At 60.3% G+C, this 17958-nt stretch carries 12 protein-coding genes; 10 read left to right on the forward strand and 2 right to left on the reverse strand.

Annotated features, from left to right (window positions below; all coding sequences use genetic code 11):
• Window positions 1-16 precede the first annotated feature (16 nt).
• The 8 genes from DLM86_RS18980 to DLM86_RS19015 all read left to right on the forward strand — a co-directional run bounded on the left by DLM86_RS18980 (window position 17) and on the right by DLM86_RS19015 (window position 12637).
• Entirely contained in the window at window positions 17-1909 is a 1893-nt protein-coding gene (locus tag DLM86_RS18980) for a bifunctional metallophosphatase/5'-nucleotidase (RefSeq protein ID WP_158289560.1), read from the forward strand.
• 115 nt (window positions 1910-2024) lie between these two features.
• Entirely contained in the window at window positions 2025-3755 is a 1731-nt protein-coding gene (locus DLM86_RS18985) for a right-handed parallel beta-helix repeat-containing protein (protein WP_146250250.1), read from the forward strand.
• Window positions 3752-5308 carry a sialate O-acetylesterase gene (locus DLM86_RS18990; protein ID WP_110841628.1) on the forward strand — a complete coding sequence of 519 codons (1557 nt, stop codon included), beginning with the start codon at window positions 3752-3754 and terminating at the stop codon, window positions 5306-5308. Before DLM86_RS18985 ends, DLM86_RS18990 begins: the two co-directional genes overlap by 4 nt.
• An 82-nt stretch (window positions 5309-5390) precedes the next feature.
• Window positions 5391-7223, forward strand: coding sequence for a cache domain-containing sensor histidine kinase (locus tag DLM86_RS18995; protein WP_110841629.1), 1833 nt, complete (start codon window positions 5391-5393; stop codon window positions 7221-7223).
• Window positions 7198-8775: a response regulator transcription factor gene (locus tag DLM86_RS19000; protein ID WP_110841630.1), complete on the forward strand. Its 1578-nt coding sequence runs from the start codon at window positions 7198-7200 to the stop codon at window positions 8773-8775. The genes DLM86_RS18995 and DLM86_RS19000 overlap by 26 nt, the downstream gene beginning before the upstream one ends.
• A 183-nt stretch (window positions 8776-8958) precedes the next feature.
• Complete coding sequence (locus tag DLM86_RS19005; protein WP_110841631.1) at window positions 8959-9906, forward strand: ABC transporter permease; 948 nt, start codon at window positions 8959-8961, stop codon at window positions 9904-9906.
• 15 nt (window positions 9907-9921) lie between these two features.
• Complete coding sequence (locus DLM86_RS19010; protein WP_110841632.1) at window positions 9922-10821, forward strand: carbohydrate ABC transporter permease; 900 nt, start codon at window positions 9922-9924, stop codon at window positions 10819-10821.
• A gap of 88 nt (window positions 10822-10909) precedes the next feature.
• Entirely contained in the window at window positions 10910-12637 is a 1728-nt protein-coding gene (locus tag DLM86_RS19015) for an extracellular solute-binding protein (RefSeq protein WP_110841633.1), read from the forward strand.
• A 50-nt stretch (window positions 12638-12687) separates the two neighbouring features.
• On the opposite strand, the gene DLM86_RS19020 is transcribed toward DLM86_RS19015, so the two are convergent.
• Together DLM86_RS19020 and DLM86_RS19025 are read right to left on the reverse strand one after the other, a co-directional pair.
• The gene (locus DLM86_RS19020) at window positions 12688-13758 is read right to left on the reverse strand and encodes an HD-GYP domain-containing protein (RefSeq protein ID WP_158289561.1); all 1071 of its coding nucleotides are present in this window, start codon (window positions 13756-13758) and stop codon (window positions 12688-12690) included.
• A gap of 72 nt (window positions 13759-13830) precedes the next feature.
• On the reverse strand, window positions 13831-14166 hold the full coding sequence (locus DLM86_RS19025) for a hypothetical protein (protein WP_146250251.1): 336 nt from the start codon (window positions 14164-14166) through the stop codon (window positions 13831-13833).
• Between the two features lie 140 nt (window positions 14167-14306).
• Between DLM86_RS19025 and DLM86_RS19030 the strand changes: the two genes are divergently transcribed.
• Both DLM86_RS19030 and DLM86_RS19035 read left to right on the forward strand, forming a co-directional pair.
• Window positions 14307-16364, forward strand: coding sequence for a helix-turn-helix transcriptional regulator (locus tag DLM86_RS19030; protein ID WP_110841636.1), 2058 nt, complete (start codon window positions 14307-14309; stop codon window positions 16362-16364).
• Between the two features lie 212 nt (window positions 16365-16576).
• On the forward strand, window positions 16577-17935 hold the full coding sequence (locus DLM86_RS19035; protein ID WP_110841637.1) for a cytochrome P450: 1359 nt from the start codon (window positions 16577-16579) through the stop codon (window positions 17933-17935).
• Window positions 17936-17958: the final 23 nt, after the last annotated feature.

Below are 17958 nucleotides of genomic sequence, written 5' to 3' on the forward strand. Positions count from 1 at the left end.
AACGAGGAGGATCATGATGAAAAGCGGAACAAGAAGCAAACGGATACGAGTGTCGGCGACCGTAACGGCGCTCGTCCTAAGCCTGTTTGCCGGGACCGGCGCGTTCGCGGCGAGCGCCGATGAACCGGCACCCTATTCGGCGGAGGAGCACGCCCTTGCCGCAAACGACGGGAATGAAGCTCCCCCCGCCGACCCGGTCCGGCTTCAGCTGCTCGGGATTACCGATTTTCACGGCTATTTAAGGGCGCTCAACGACAGCTCGAACGGGAAAATCAACTCGCCCGGCGGGCCGATCGTCGTCGGAGGCGCGGCCTACAACGCGGCTCACCTGAAGCGGCTCAAGGAAGGACACGACAACTCGATCGTCGTGTCGATCGGCGACAACTTCAGCGGCTGGCCGTTCGAGGTCGACGCCTACAAGAACGAGCCGACCGTCGAGTTTTTGAACGCCATCGGCGTCGAAGTATCCGCAGCGGGGAACCACGAGTTCGACATTTCCGCCGACTTCCTGACGAAGCATATGATGAACGGAAAATGCTTCGGCACCCGCGGCGAAGACAGCTGCTATGAGGATTCGACCGGCAAGCCGTTCCACGGATCCGATTTCGATTACATCAGCGCCAATGTCCGGGACGCCCGATCGGGACAGCTCGTCCTGAAGCCTTACTTCATCAAGCGCATTCCGGACGGCCGCGGCGGCACGATTCCGGTCGGCTTCATCGGGCTGACCGAAGCGGCCACCTTCACGAAGGAGCAGATGTCGTACCAGGTCGGGTCTTTGTACGCCGACGAAGCTCCTCCGGAAGGGGAGAACCTGCCTGCGGACGAGAACGCCCGCGCGTTGCTCGAGCCGGCCAACCGGTACGCCAAGGAGCTGCAGGAGCAGGGCGTCGAGACGATCGTTCTGCTCTTGCATGAAGGCGGCTCCCACAGAGGCTACTTCAACGGCTGCGTCAATCCGTTCGGTCCGGCGGTGGAGTTTGCCAAGTACGCTTCGCCGGCGATCGACGTCATCCTGACCGGTCACTGGCACGCCTCGTTCAACTGCATGATCGACGATCCGGACGGCAACCCGCGCCCCGTTATGGAGGGGTCCAACCACGGCCGTCTCATCAGCGAGGTCAACCTGTCGATCGACCCGGTCACCAAGGACGTCATCCGGGAGCGCACCGTGGCGGCCAATCACCCGGTCACCCGGGATATCGCCCCCGATCCGGAAGTCGAACGGATCGTCTCCTACTGGGCGGAACGGGGCGGCGAGAAATGGGCGGAGCCGCTTGCCGAGCTGACCGGCGACTTGACCCGCGTGCGGAACGAGCACGGGGAGAGCGCTTTGGCCGACGTCATCGCCGACGCCTTCTACGAGACGGCCCGAACCGGGACGCCGCAGCCGGCCGACTTCGCGCTTACGTCGGGGGTGCCGAAGCGCGACCTGCTCTATGCGAAAGGAACGAATCCGGCCGATAAGGACGGCCTGCTCACCTTCGGCGAATATGCGGAGGCGAACGGCACCCACAGCTCCGAGGTAGTGGTTACCTACACGGGCGAGCAGATCGACCGCATTTTGGAGCAGCAGTGGACGGTCAAGGCGGACGGGACGGAGCAGTTCGACCCGCTCAACGTGTCGTACAACGTCCGCTACGCCTACGACAAGAGCCGGCCGATCGGGGACCGGATCGATCCGGAGCGGGTGCTCATCGACGGCAAGCCGCTCAAGCCCGGCAAAACGTACCGGGTGGCGACGAGCGGTACGCTCCTTATATCGGGCCCGGCCGTCTATCCGGAAGTGGCTCATTATACGAATCCCGTTCGGATCGCCTCCTGGCCGGTCGTCGAATATTTGAAAAAGAAAAAGGTGATCGGGGTGCCGGAGCTGAACCGGATCGTTCCGGCGGAACCGCAGCCGTAGCCCAACCTTCTATATTTTTTCCAATCCGTCTCTAAGCTTTGTGGAATGCGTTCGCGGTGCCGCCGTTTCTATAATGATGGTAATCTCGAACTTGTTGCGCTTGGAGGCGGATTGGGTGATTATCGACATGCACGACTTCGGGCTGAAGGAAGGTCCGGAGCACGACAACGCGATCGCGGTCTATTGGGGATTGAAGGCGTGCCGGAACGAGCCGGGCGCCGTTTTGCGTTTTCCGCAAGGAACGTATCATTTCCGGCCGGAGAAGGCGACGGAGCGGTTCCTCTATATTACGAATCACGACCAGGGCGGAACGAGAAGGATCGCTTTCCCGATCGCCGGGTTCGAAGGGCTGACGATCGACGGTCAGGGCTCGGCGTTTATTTTTCACGGCCCGATGATTCCGTTTCTGGTGGAAGGCAGCAAAGGCGTCACGCTAAAAAATGTGACTGTCGACTGGGAGCGGCCGATGTTCGATCAAGGGACGGTCGCGGCCGTCGGGGACGACTGGTTCGACATCCGGCTGCGGGACGGAGTGGAGCACGAATTCCGGGACAACCGGCTCTTCTTCCGGTTCGGCGGCCGGATGGAGCCGGTCTGGGGGCTCCACGACATCGATCCCGCCACGATGGCGCACGCCTACGGAAGCGGGGACCGGATCAGCTGGAGCTCGTTCGCGAGGCTGAGCATGGAGCAGGCGGCGCCGGGCGTCGCGCGCGTCACCGGACCGATTCGGCATATGCCGAAGGAGGGACACCTCATCGCCATGCGATTCGGCCGGAGGGAGAATCCGGGCGTGTTTTTGAAGGACAGCGAAGATATCCGCATCGAACGGGTGACTGTCCATCACGCGCCGGGCATGGGGCTTGTCGCCCAACGGTGCGCCGACATCGCCCTGGAACGCTTCGACGTGAAGCTGCGGGAACGATCCGGACGGGTCGTGACGGCGACGGCGGACGCTGTGCATTTCACGAACTGCCGGGGGGCGATCGTGATCGAGCACTGCTTGTTCGAAAACCAGCTGGACGATCCGTGCAACGTGCACGGCATCTATTCCGGCATCGTAGAGCGGCTGTCCGACCGGACGGTTCTCGTCCGATATTTGGAGAGCATGACGATCGGGATCGGGGTAGCCGAGCCGGGCGACACGATGCGCTTCGTGCGCCGGGAATCGCTGCTCGGCTACGCGGAGGGCGTCGTGGACGACGTGAGCCCCATCAACGGCACCTTCGTCGCCGTCACCTTCAAGGAACCGCTGCCGGACACGATCGGCGAAGGCGACGTGCTGGAGAACGCGACGTGGAACGCCGACTTGACGGTCCGGCACTGTACCGTCCGGGCGAACCGGGCCAGAGGGTTTCTCATTACGACGCCTGGCAAGGTGCTGCTGGAGAGCAACACGATCAGCGCGCCGGGAGCGGGGATCAAAATTTCCGGGGATGCGAATTCGTGGTACGAGTCGGGGGCGGTGCGGGACGTGACGATCCGCGGCAACGTGTTCCTCGACTGCAACACTTGCCCGGATTGGGGACGCGCCGTCATCGACATCGACCCGGAAATCGAAGAGCCGGAACGGTTCGACTGCTACCATCGGAACATCCGGATCGAGGACAATACGTTCCGCACGTTCGACACGGGCCTCGTCTACGGCCGTTCCGTCGACGGCTTCACGTTCAGGCGCAATACGATCGAGCGGCCCCGGCATTACCCGGCTCGCGGTACCCAGAAGCATGCGATCGAATTGACTGCGGCGCGGAACGTGGACATTGCCGATAACGTCTGTGCGGACGGGCCGGGGACCGCCCTCGTCGGAACGGACGAATATCCGATCGGAGGCGGGAAGCGATGAGCGCGGCGTTCGAGCTGGCGGCGATGTTTTCCGACCATATGGTGCTTCAGCAGAAGGAGCCCGTTCCCGTATGGGGGAGCGGTCCCGATGGCGGGAAGGTGACCGTCGAGCTGGACGGACAAGCCGCGTCGACGGTTGTCCGGGACGGACGATGGCAAGCCTGGCTGCCCCCGCTCCGGCCGGGCGGGCCGTTCGAGCTAAGGGTGCGGCTCGACGGGCGGGACGCCGCTCTTCGGCGCGACGTTCAAGTCGGTGACGTATGGCTGATGTCGGGCCAGTCGAACATGGTCATGCCGCTTCTGTTCACGGAGGGCGGAGTGGAGGAAGCGGACCGGGCGGACGAGCCGGGCGTCCGCTTCTTCACGGTGCCGCGGCGGCCGTACCCGGGGGCGCGCATTCCGGGCTGGGATTTCATGGCGACGTTCACCGGCGACGCCGAGTGGCGGACCTGCACGCCGGACGCCGCGCTGCGTACGACCGCGATCGGCTATTATTTCGGTACGATGCTGGGGCGCACTCGCGGCGTGCCGGTCGGCATCGTCGATTGCAGCTTCGGCGCGACTCCGATCGAGGCGTGGATGAGCGAGCGGGCGCTCGAGCGGAATCCGGAGCTGAAGCGGAGGCTGGACGACTATCGCCGTATGGCCGGAAAGCTGGACCCGGAGCGGTACGAACGGGAGTGGAACGACTACCTGCGAAAGCTGGTCCGCTGGAAAGAGGAGCGCGGCGACCTGGAGCGCCGCGTCCGCCGACTCGGATTGGAGGGCTACCTGCGGTGGGTGGCGGACCATCCGCTGGACTGGACGAACTATCCTTTCGGTCCGAAGGCGCCGCAGCGTCCCGCCGGCCTGTACCGTTCGATGCTTCGGACGGTGATCCCTTACGGCATACGCGGCGTCGTCTGGTATCAAGGGGAGAGCAACTGCACGCCGGAGGACGCGCATGCGTACCGATTCTGGCTGCAGACTCTCATGCATAGCTGGCGCGAGGAATGGAACATTCCGGAGCTGCCGTTCCTCGTCGTCCAGCTGCCGTCGTTCCGGCCCGGCGGCGATCCGACCGGGGAGACGTGGGCCGTCCTGCGCGAATCGCAGCAGGCGGCGGCGGACGCCGTCCCCGGAACCGGTCTGGTCGTCACGATCGACTGCGGCGACGAGCGGGACATCCATCCGACGGCCAAGCGGCCGGTTGCGGAAAGGCTCGCGGCGGCGGCACGCGCCGTCGTCTACGGAGAAGAGGCGAAGTGGAGCGCCCCCCGGTTCCGCTCGATGGAGACGCGGGGCTCGCTCGCGATCGTTTCCTTCGACGGAGCCGAAGGCGATCTGACGGCGGACGCCGAGCCGATCCCCGGCTTCGAGCTGTGCGGCAACGACGGGGTGTTCCGGACCGCCCGCGCCCGGCTCGTCGGCGGGCGGGTCGAGGCGAGCTGCCCGGACGTGGCGGCGCCTTCCGGCGTCCGGTACGCCTGGGGCAACGCGCCGGCGTACGGGCTGCGCGGGGTGGGCGGCCTGCCCGTCGCCCCGTTCCGGTACGGGCCCGTCCGGCCGGGGTAGCGGCCCGCCCCTTCTTTTTCCGGCTTGTCGGGTCAGTCGTCCGATGCCATAATGGTAACACAAAGAGGTGACCCGCCCCGCCATGAAACCGATCCGATTCCCCAGGCTCAATTTGCAGGGCAAGCTGCTGCTCCTGTACTTCCTGACGATTTTCGTGCCGCTCGTGGCGATGGGACAAATTATTTTGTCCGTCTCCGGCAAAAAAATTATCGAGCAGACGACGAGTCTTATGCAGGAAAGCTCCCAGCAGACGGCCAAAAACATCCAGGTGCTGCTGAACCAATACGCCGATATCGTCAACCGGCTCAGCCTCGACCAGCAGCTGAACAATTACTTGAACCCGGCCCGGGTGTACGAGAGCGAGCTGGAAAGCATCGACGCTTACTCCCTCTACTTGAAGGCGGTTACTTATTACGATTTCAACTTCAAGGAGCCGACGGCCAAGCTGCACATTTATTTTCTGAACTCGACCCTGCTTCAGGATTCCAATACGTTCCTATACGCCGACAAGGAAAGGCGGGCTTTGGCCGAATACCAGGCGGCGGTGCAGGCCGGCGGAGAGCTCGTCTGGGGGAAGGATCGGGAGCGGATTTACGTCGCGCGGACGATGTACGACATGCAGAAGCATCTGGTGGCCGTCGTCTCGATCCAAATTCCCGAGAGCCGTCTGTACGCGCTGATCATGGAGCGGGAAAAGAGCGACAGCAGGCTGTACATCACGGACCGCGCCGGGAACGTCCTGTCCTCGAACACGCAGGAGCAGCCGAACTTCTCCGTCGGCGCGATGCCTTTCTTCAAGCCCGGCGAGAGGAAGCCGTTCGACGTAACCGACGGCGCTGCCGGCAATCGGTATAAAGTCGTCTCCATCGAGCTGGGGGACGGGACGTTTTATCCGGATTGGCATCTGTTCACGCTGATCCCGCTCGACCGGCTGATCGACGACGAGCGGAAGATCCGAAGGCTCGGCCTGCTGGTCAGCTCGGCGGGGCTGCTCGTGTCGTTCGGCTTGTTCCTGATGCTGCTCACCCGCATTACGGCCCGGATCAAAGCGCTCGTCCAGAAAATGCGGATCGTCCGCAACGGGGAGCTGACGGTGATGGACGACAGCGGTCCTCCCGACGAAATCGGCGTCCTGACCCAAAGCTTCAACGATATGATCCGCGATTTGCAGCAATCGATCTACGACAACTATGAGGTCAACCTCAAGCTGAAGGATATTACGATCAAGAAGCAGGAAGCCGAATTGTACGCGCTGCAAAACCAGATCAACCCGCATTTTCTGTTCAACACGCTGGAGTCGATCCGGATGGGGCTGCATAACAAGGGCGACGGCGAAACGGCGGTCATCGTGCTCAATCTGTCCAGACTGTTCCGTCATTTGCTGAATTGGCAGGGCGAATTTATCCGGCTTGGGGAAGAGCTCGAGCTGGTGAACAAATATTTGAGCATCCAGAAGTACCGGTTTCAAGATAAAATCAGCTACGAAACGGAGCTGCCGGACCGCATCGCCGACGTCTATATCCCGAAGCTGACCGTTCAGCCGGTTGTCGAGAACGCCGTCAAGCACGGGATCGAGTCGATCCGCGGCCGCGGCCGCATCTCGATCCGGGCGGACCGGACGGCCGAAGGGGCGCTGCGCATCGTCGTCGAGGACGACGGGGCCGGCATGCCGGAGGAGATGGTGGAGCGGATCCGGCGGGAGCTGGAGTCGGCGCACATCAAGAAAAGCGGCAGCATCGGCTTGAAAAACGTGAGCGACCGGATCGCGCTTCACTTCGGAAAGGGCTACGGCGTCGCGATCCGGAGCCGGCTCGGGGAGGGAACCCGCGTCGAGCTGACGATGCCAGTTCTGCTGCACCATCCGATGAACGAGGAGGAAGGAGACCGCGATGTTCAAGGTGATGATCGTCGATGACGAGCCGCACATCCGCAAAGGACTGCGCACGATCATCCCGTGGGAAAGCTTCGGCTTTGTCGTAACGGCCGAGGCGGAGGACGGGGCGGAGGCGCTGGAGCGGGCGGAGTCGCATGTGCCGGACGTCGTCATAACCGATATCCGCATGCCGCGAATGGACGGCATCGAGCTGTCGAAAGAGCTGAAAAGCCGCTTTCCCGACATCAAAGTGCTTATTCTGAGCGGGTACAACGAGTTCGCCTATGCGAAGGAGGCGATGAAATACGGCGTGGCCGACTATTTGCTGAAGCCCGTCGACCCGGAGGAGCTCGGACCGATCCTGTCCGACACGTACGACCGGCTGTGGGAAAGACTGCAGCACGAGATGAAGGAGAGGCGGAGGGCGAACTCGCTCAAAGATTTCATGATCGGCAAGCTGATCCGCGGCGAAGTTCGCCGGGACGTGCGGCAGACGGCGAAGGAATACGGAATCGCGTTGAACGGCCAATCGTTCCGCGTCCTGATCGTCAGCATGGACCGGTACGGAGACATGCTGCTGTCGCTGTCCGGCCGCGAGATCGGGCTCAAGCGGTTCGCCGTCGCCAACGTCCTGCAGGAGCTGCTGGACGGCGGAGGGGAGCTGTTCGAGCTGTCCGAGCAGCAGTTCGGCCTTCTCCTGACGGAGCCGGCGCCCATGGAGCGCGAATCGATCCGCCGCTTCGCCGAGACGATTGTCGACTGTGTCGGGCGATACGTGAAAGAAAGCGTAACGGTGGCCGCGGGCCCCGTCGTGTCCTCGTCCGGCGAGTTAAGCGCCTCCTATTCGGGGGCGCTGAAGGCGCTGGAGCGGAAGTTCTTTTTCGACTCGGAGCACGTCTTCGTCCATGAGGCGGGCGAGGCGCCTCCGTCCGTTCCGACCGTCCGATGGGACGACGCCGCTCTTCTGAAGGCGGTCCGCGAAGGGGACGCGGGGCGGATCGCGCGGGAGGCGGAACGGCTGCTCGGACCGTTGGAGAGCCGGGTCGTCGAGCTGGAGGAGCTGAAGCTTCATATGATGACGACGATCATCCGGCTGGCCAAGCTGTTCGAGGAGCACCACCGGGACTGGCAGTCGTTCTACAAAGACAAGCTTGCGGAGATGGGACGCATTTTGGAGTACGAATCGATTCCGCGTCTGAAGACGTTCCTGGTCGACATTTCCATGGAAATCGGCAGGTACGTCCGCACCTCGCCGGACGGAAGGGCGGACAGCCGGGTTCGGGACATCGTCAGCCATATCGAGAACCGGTACATGGACGAGCTCAACCTTAAGGAGCTGTCGAAGATGTTTTACGTGAACGCCGTTTATCTGGGACAGCTGTTCAAGAAGGAGACCGGGGAATATTTCAACGATTACATGAACAAGGTCCGCATCCGCCATGCCGCCGCTCTGCTGACGGAAACCGAGCTGTCCGCAGCGGAAATCGCCGAACGGGTCGGCTACAAGTACGTCGATCATTTTTACCGGCATTTCAAGCATATTCACGGCGTCAATCCGGGAGAATACCGGAAAAAGCATGCCTCGGGCCCGTAACGGAACAACGGTTGCGGCCGGAAGGGACGAACCCGCGACCGGATGAAGTCGGCGGGTTTTTTTTCTTCTTTATTTTTACTAATCGGGAACTAAAGTTTGTGGAACGCCGTGCTCGCGGCCCCTTGCTATAATCGCTGTAGAAAGCAATTCGACCCGCAAGCGCGAAGGAAGGAGACCCGTCCCATGCCTCAACCGACCTTATCCGCCGAACGGCACAGCGTCCGCAAACCTGTCAGGCGGAAAGGCTTATTCCCGCTCTACGCGATGACCGTTCCCTTCTTCCTCGTCGCGGTATTGTTCCATTACGTACCGCTATGGGGCTGGTCCATCGCCTTTCTGGACTATTCGCCCGGCATCGATCTGGCGGAAGCCAAATTCGTCGGACTGAAATATTTCGAGCGGCTGTTCAGCGGCACGTCGGAATTCGGCCTCGTCCTGCGGAACACGCTCGTGCTCAGCTTCCTGCACCTGCTGCTGTCCCCCGTGCCCGTTCTTCTCGCGATCATGATTACGAACCTGAGAAGCCGGCTGTACGGCAAAATCGTGCAGACGGTCACATCGTTTCCGAACTTCACCTCGTGGATTATCGTCTACTCGATCTTCTTCTCGTTTTTTTCGATCGACGACGGCATGGTGAACAAGCTGCTGTACGGCAAGCTGCACTGGATCGACGAGCCTTCGAACCTGTTGGCGGACCCGTCCTGGACGTGGTGGTTCATGACGCTGGCGACGCTGTGGAAGACGGCGGGCTGGACGGCCATCATCTACATTTCGGCGATCGCGGGAATCGACCAGGAGCAGTATCAGGCCGCCGAGGTGGACGGAGCGAACCGGTTTCAGCAGGCGCTTCACATTACGATTCCCGGCATTATGCCTACGTTCACCATTTTGCTGCTCATCAACATCGGCAATATGCTGAACATCGGCTTCGAGCAGTACTACGTGTTCCACAATGCGCTCATTCACGAGAAGATCGAAGTGATCGACACGTACACGTACCGGATGGGCCTCGTTCAGAACGATTTCTCCTACTCGACGGCGGCCGGCATCTTCAAATCGTTGATCAGCGTCATTCTGCTGTTCAGCGCCAACTTCATCACGAAACTGACGACAGGCCGGTCGATCATGTAGAGGAGGTGAACGAACATGTCAACCAAGAGCGCGATCCGGATCCCGTGGCGGCAGCGGGCGTGGGACGGCTTGAACGTGCTGGCTCTCGGGCTGTTCGCCCTGCTGACGCTCTACCCGTTCTACTACATCTTCATCTATTCGATAAGCGATCCTTCGGAGGCGGCGCGAGGCGTATTTTTGACTCCGCAAGGGTTCAGTCTCGACAACTACCGGGCGGTGTTCCGGGAGGACAACATTGTACGCGCGTTTTTCATATCGATCTCGCGTACCGTCGTCGGCACGCTGCTGACGCTGCTCGGGTGCACGATTTTCTCTTACGGCATAAGCAAACCGTTTCTGCCCTTCCGCAGATGGATGTACGGAGCCGTGCTGGTCACCATGTACATTTCTCCCGGCCTCATCCCGTGGTATATCACGATGAAGGCGTACGGCTTGAAGGACAATTTCCTGCTCTACGTGCTGCCGGGGATGATCGTCGCCTTCTATATCGTGCTGATCAAGACGTACATGGAGGAGCTCCCGGCCGCGCTGGAGGAATCGGCGATGGTCGACGGAGCAAGCTACTACCAGATTTTGTTCAAAATCATATTGCCGCTGTCGGTTCCGGTGCTGGCTACGGTCGCGATCTTCAACGCCGTCGGGCAATGGAACTCGTGGGTGGACAACCTGTATCTCGCATCGACTCCGAAGCTGCAGACGCTTCAGCTGCTGCTGTACAGCTTCGTCAACCAGCAGAATGCGGCGATGGCGATGGTGACGAGCAACAGCATGTCTTCGCAAAATATGATCGTCCTGACGCCGACGTCGGTGCAGATGACGGTCACGATGGTCGCCACCTTGCCGATTCTGCTCGTCTATCCGTTCCTTCAGCGATATTTTCTGAAAGGCCTCGTGCTCGGCGCCGTCAAAGGGTGACCGGGCGGCGCCGAAATGGCGCGGGCATAAAACGATATCCGGGCGGACCGCCTTGATATAAAATGGTTATCGAAACAGGGGGGTTACAATGGTCAAAACGTGGAAGAAGCTTCCGGTGCTCATGATCGCCGCATCGCTGGCCGCGGCCGGCTGCTCGAGCGGCGGCGAAGCCGGCAAGGACGGCGGCGCGACGGCGGGAGGCGATGCGGCAAAAAGCGCGGATCCCGTTACGTTGAGCATTTTCGGGGTGGCGAACTCGACGATTATCAGCAAGCCGTTTCAGGACGACGAGATCATAACGGAGCTGCAGAAGCGGACGGGGGTCAAGCTCGATTTTACGCCGGATCTGAACGTCACCGACCGTGCGGAGAAGCTGGCCGTCATGCTGGCGGGCAAAGACCTGCCCGACATCGTCGTATTCAATGCGCTGACCGACCGCGCCAAGGTGAACAGCGCCAAGGTGGCGATGCCGCTCGACGAGCTGGTGGAGAAGTTCGGGCCCGATATTAAGAAAAACGCGGGCAAGGCGCTCGAAATCTCGAAAATGATGAACTCGGACGAGACGCGCAGCCTGTATTACTTGCCCGGCCACGTCGGAAACGTCCAGTTCTCGCCCAACGTGAACGACAACTCGTGGAACTTGCGGTGGGACTTGTACAAGAAGCTGAACTTTCCGAAGCTGGACACGCTCGACGACCTGCTGAACGTGCTGGAGAAAATGGGAGAACTCGAGCCGACCAACAAGGACGGCAAGAAAAACTACGGCCTCGGTCTCAACTTGTCCGACGCGTGGGGACAGCTGATGATCGACAAGGCGATCGCCAACCTGCAGGGCTTCGCCCAAGCATCGTCCAACGACGTCTATGTGGACATGAGCACGGGGCTGCCGGTGCCGCGCGTCTCCGATCCGAACAGCATTTTCTGGAAGTCGGCGCAGTTCTACAACAAAGCGTACCAGCGCGGCATCCTCGATCCGGAATCGGCGACGATGAAATTCAACACGATTACCGACAAGTATAAGACCGGACGCTACTTCGCCAGCACGACCTACTGGTCGCTCGGGGGCGCGGACAAACAGTTTATCGCCGACGGGCATCCCGAGAAAGGGTTCGTGCCGTTCATGGTCGATTACAACAAGCAGAACATCTATGTCGGCCAGGCGACGTACAACGGGGACCAATTCGAGATGTTCATTTCGAAGACGAGCAAAAACCCCGAGGCGGCGATGAAGTTCATCAATTACTTGTTCTCCGATGAGGGAGCCAGGCTGATGATGAACGGCATCGAGGGCAAGCACTATAAAATGGTGAACGGCGTACCGATGGTAACCGACGAAGAGCTGAATGCGCGGCAGTCGGATCCGAAGCATTACATCCAAACGGGGATCGGCAAATACAACAACCTGCTTCGCTACACGCCGCAGAAAGACCCGAATGGCTACCCGGCCAACTTCAACGACGTGCCGGAAACGCAGGCGAAGCTGCTTACCCAGGTGCAGAAGGAATTTATGGAGCATTACAAGCAGAAGACGGTAACCGAGCATTTCACGAAGGTGCCGAAGTACGTGTTCGACACGTCGCTTCTCGGCAGCCTGTCCACCGTGCCGGGAAGCGATATTCAGGCGAAGGAGCAGCAGCTCGACGCATACCTGGTCGCCAACATCGCCAAGGTCATCTATCAAAAGAACGATGCGGACTACGAGAAGGCGAAGGCGAAGTTTCTGGAGGAATACACCTCCAAAGGCGCCGCCGCCGTGTTCAACTACTACAAGGACAAATATATCGATTTGACGACGAAGGTCGGCAAGCCGAAGTAAGGACAAGGCCGTCGGGGGATCCCGGCGGCCTTCGGCGTTTCATGCGGCTTTCATTCGGCTGAGCGCGCGGCCGCCGTTTCCTCGGAGCTCAATACCCTCTCATAGGATGGCTCCATGTCCTGCGGAACGACCAGCTCCCCTCTCCTGCAAAGCTGTACAAACGCGGCTACGCATTCGGGATCGAAGTGGGTGCCGCTGCCCTCTTCGATCACCTGCAGCGCGCGTTCCAGCGGCCAAGGCTCCCGATACGATCTTCGCGACGTCAGCGCATCGAAGACGTCCGCGATGGCAAGGATTCTGGCGGGCAGCGAAATCTCCGCGCCCTTCAGCTTGTCCGGGTAGCCCGTCCCGTCCCATTTTTCGTGATGATGACGAATGACGGACAGTTCTTCGGTCATGAAGCCGATATATTTGCACATTTCGTAACCCGCCACGGGATGCTGCTCGATCACGCTTCTTTCGTCCGTCGTCAGCTTTCCCGGCTTATTCAGGATCTCGCTGGGCACCCGTATTTTCCCGACGTCGTGAATGAGACCGCCACGGGCCAGCGCCCGCAATCGTTCCGAGTCCAGATTCATCGCCCGGGCCAGCTGCAGGCCGTACATGGCTACGCGGTAATTGTGACCTGCCGTATATTCGTCTTTGGTTTCCGTGGCGTCGATCAAATTTTGCATGCTGCCGGAGATGCGAATGCGAAGCCGGTCCAAGGATGGAACCCGACTCGCTTGACGAAACGTTGGAGCCGCCGATTTGTTCGACCGATACTGGGCGATGACGCCGATCAACAGCATCAGGGCCGACACCGAGAGGACGGCATGGTACAGCCACCAGGCCAACGTCCACATCATCGTGGTGACCATCACCCATTCCGTGAGGGCGAGCAGCACGGAGCCGAATACGATAGCCGCATGCAAAGGAAATCGGATGAGCCGGAACTGCAGGAAATATCTCTTGGCCGCCCAAAGGTACAGGAGAACGGTAAGGATCGCGATCAAAATGTTCAATGGCTTTACGTCGATCGGAATAAAGTCGGAAATGCCGGGCCAGACGAGAGCCGCGATATTCATCAGCACGATGAGGGCTACCCAGCCGACGACAATCGTCCTCCGGCGCTTCGACACAGAGCGGATCCAGGAATGGTCGGATGGAAGAGAGGAGAGGAAAATCCAGACGGCACAGGTTGTCATCGCGACTTACGAGGCGACGCCAGCCAGGTGGTGCTGGTCCGCAATGATGAACCCGGGGGTCGAAAGCCCGTGAATGAGAAAAAATCCGGTCAGCGACAAGATCGCCAACGCCAGCATGAGCACGTTCATATCCCGAAGCCGAATCCCCGTCCAGCCGACGGCAGCGGCGCTGACGGCCAGCGCGAAGAGCGTCGGAGTAATGACGTAAAAGTGGAAGCGGGGAAGCTCCCACATGGTACCGTGCCCGTGGAACGTTTGGAAATACGCATATCCCAGAAGAAGTGCGACCATCGTAACGGTCATGGACGTGACTAAAGAACGAGGCGAGCGCAGCATAATCATCCCCACTTTCCCATTGGAGCTAACGTTTTATTCCATTTTCGACACGGATGGTGTCGAATCCTGCTAATAAAACGTAAAAAGGGAAACGAAAGGCGAATATAGAATGTACATAAGAAGCGACAACTAAGGGAGAGTTCGGGATGGCATTCGAGAACCATGCGTTGGCCAGGCGCGAGAAGCAGTTTGTCGTCGGACGGGAGCGGGAGCTGCAATATTTCAGACAGGTTTGGGACGCCCCGGCGGAAGAGGGCGCCCGAATGCTGCACGTATATGGGACGGGAGGCATGGGCAAGAGCACGTACCTGAAGCTGTGCCAGGATGCTGCGGAGGCGGGAGGCGCCCGCTTCCTCCTCTTGGACAGCCGCGACTTCGTCCATACGGAGGAGGGGTTTTGCAGCGCTCTGGAGACGTTGCTCCTGGAGCGGGACGGCGATGGCGCTCGTCCCGTGAACTCGCCGCACGACGTGCGGAGGAGATGTCTGGATCGGCTGATCGGCGCGGCCGAGCGGAGCCGGCTCGTGCTGGCACTGGATACGTTCGAGGAATTGGCCGATATGGAGGCTTGGCTTCGCGACCGATTCATCCCGTGGCTTCCCGGCAGCGCCATCGTCTTGTTGGCCGGACGTCATCCGTTGAAAGGAACTTGGGTGCTCTCCCCCGCATGGAGAGAGAGGCTCACTCAGTTTCCGATCTCCAGCCTGGGCCAGGAGGAAAGCCGGGAGTATGGCCGCCTATGCGGCATTCATGACGATCGTATCCTCGAATCGATATGGAGAAGATCCAGGGGACATCCGCTTACGCTGTCGATGGCCGTCGCGGCCCATTTCTGCCAATGGGACCCCGGCGTGCCGGCGGTCTCGGACGGGTTGGAGGAGATCGCTTCCCTCTGGCTGAGGGAAGTGCCGGACGAGGAGCTCCGCACCGTGGTGGAGGCCGCTTCCGTACTCCGCCGGTTCGATCAGGAGGTGCTCTCCTTCGTCATGGAGCGGGAGCTTTCCATCCAGGGGTTCGAGAGGCTCACGTCCTTGTCCTTCGTTCGCCGTTCCGTCAACGGCTGGCAGGTCCACGACCTGGTGAGCGAGATTACGGCGAAGCAGCTGAAGGAGAGAGCCCCGATGCGGTATTACCGCTACAGGGAGCGGAGCGCCCATTATTATGCGAAGGTAATCGTAACCTCCTCCGGTCAACGCTCGGTTTGCTGGGAGATCGGGGAGCTGTTCCGCTACGCCGGGGTCAGGGTGGTCCGCGCCTTGGCTTCGGACACGGACGCCGGCGGCGCGTTGTATTGGGAGCCCGTTACCGAATCCACGCTGGAGGATGCGGTCGCTTATACGGAATGGCGGCAGCGGCAGGTGGACGGAATATCCGGCTGGGAGACCGACCCGGATACCGGGGAGCAATTCCGGATCGAGTACTCGGCCGATGCTCTCCGGCTTGGCGCAAGCGGGATCGATGTGAGAGAGCTGTTCGCCTTGGACCCGGAGGCGCTAAAGCTTCTTCGGGACGGTAACGGAAGCGTGCATTCGTTGTCGGTCATCATCCCGATCCATCAGGGGACACGAGCCTGGTTGGAGAATGACCCGATCTGCCGCCCGTACCTGGATGCCTTGACGCCCGCGGAACGGAACGCGCTTGGAGTGCCGGGCGAGCGCCCGACGGGTTGGTTTCTGCGAGTGATGGATTTCCGGGATCTTATGGATTCGACGGCACGGACCCAGGGACTTTATCTGCTCTACACCCATATGTGCAGGGGAGGCGTCTTTGTCTGCTCGCCCTACACGACCGACATTTCCAAGAAGGTCTACCCCGCGCTCGGCTTTACGACCGTCGACGGGGCTGAGCATACGAACTACGACGGACGTACGCCGACCTATACGTATGTGATGGATACCCGGGGAAGCAAGCTCCGGGACTTTATCGGCATGCTGTTCCGGAAGGCGGGGCTGGAATGGCGGGAACCCGCTTCCAGTAGGGACGGTGCCTTGAACGAAGCGAGGAAGCCGGGCTTGTTGAAGCAGTTTACGTCCCGGGAGCAGGAAGTCATCGAGCAGGTACTGTCGGGCTGCTCGAACTCCGAGGTTGCCCGCAAGCTGTTTATTAGCGAAGTGACCGTGAAGAAGCATCTGAGATCGATTTACGCCAAGCTGGGCGTCAGTACCCGGACCCAGCTGATCAGCAAGCTGATGACCGAATCGTAGAGGTGCGGATTTTTCGCCGAGACTCGACATCGCTCCGCTCTTGAAGCCTATTCTCCGAACGAGGGAATAGGCGTTTTGTCATGCTATCCTTTCGGGTCTCAAAAGTATGCGAAAGGATACTATCGTTTTCCTTGTCAAGCTGGCATACTTTCCATGTATTCCGTATTGCCGATCGGAAGGACGAAAACGTACGGGAAAGGAAGTTATGATGGATGCCGCAAACTGAGCTAACCCCGGAATCCGCTTTGCCGAAGCCTTCGCTGCTTGGAGGATCGCTGAAGGCTTTCCGCGAGGATCCGCTTACTTTTATGAACGAGCTTCACCGCCAATACGGAGACTATGCACGCTTCCGTCTTGGGCCGAAATCTTTCTACGCCATCTTCCATCCCGACATGCTGAAGGAGGCGATGGTCACCAAGTCGGACGATTTCTGCAAGGCCGGAGCCTTCGATGAAATCAAGAGGCTGACGGGGGAGGGTCTCGTCTTAAGCGACGGGAAGCACCATGATCGACAGCGCCGCATGCTGCAGCCAAAGTTTACCCGGGGGCACATTCAGCGTTATGCGGAGCAGATGGGAATCAGCACGCGGAGCTTGTCGGAGAATTGGGCCGAAGGACAGGAACGGGATCTGACCCACGATCTGTTCCGGATCACCTTCGATATTATGACGAGGACGCTGTTCAGCTATGATTCCACGACGAGACTGGAGCAGATCGAGCAAGCGTTCGATTCGATCAACCGGATCGCCACCGATAAGATCCGCGCCCTGATCCGGGTTCCGCTCTTGATCCCGACCCAGCAAAACCGGGAGTATTCGGCCGCTCTCCAGACGTTGAACGAGATCGTATACGGGATCATACAGGATCGCAGAGCCATGAAGGGAGGAGAGCGGCAAGACTTGCTGTCCGTGCTGATGGAGGCGGTGGACGAATCCGATCAATCGGTCATGTCCGATAAGCAGATTCGGGACGAGGTGCTGACCATGTTTCTGGCCGGCCATGAGACGACGGCTTATACGCTGGCCTGGGCGTTCGACTTCATCATGCGCAGGCCGGACGTGGAGGAGAAGCTGGTCGAAGAGTGGAGCCGGGTGTTGAACGGGGCGCTTCCGACGGCTGAACATTATCCGGAGCTCGTCTACACGCAGAATGTCGTTTGGGAAACGCTCCGCATGCGCCCCGTGGGGTACATTACCGGCCGGACGGCCATTCGGGACACCCGGCTGGGAAGCTTGGAGCTCCGGCGCGGCGACTCGTTGATGATCAGCCCGTATCCGCTGCATATGTCTCCCCGGTATTTCGCCGACCCGGAGACGTTCCGCCCCGAGCGGTTCGAGAACGACTATGTCCGAACGCTGCCGCTCATGGCCTATTTCCCGTTCGGAGCGGGGCCGCGGTCATGTATCGGGAATCATTTCGCCATGCTGGAAATGGTCATCCTGCTTGCCGAGATCGGGCAGCATTACGTTCTTCGCCACGCCCCGGGACATCCGCCCGTCGTTCCGGAGGCTCTGTTGACGCTGGCTCCCCGAGGAGGCATTCGGGTAACGGTGAAGCGAAGATCATCCTAATGACGATCAGGAGGAAAAATCTC

The organism is Paenibacillus flagellatus (assembly GCF_003217775.1).
Lineage (GTDB): Bacteria > Bacillota > Bacilli > Paenibacillales > NBRC-103111 > Paenibacillus_AB > Paenibacillus_AB flagellatus.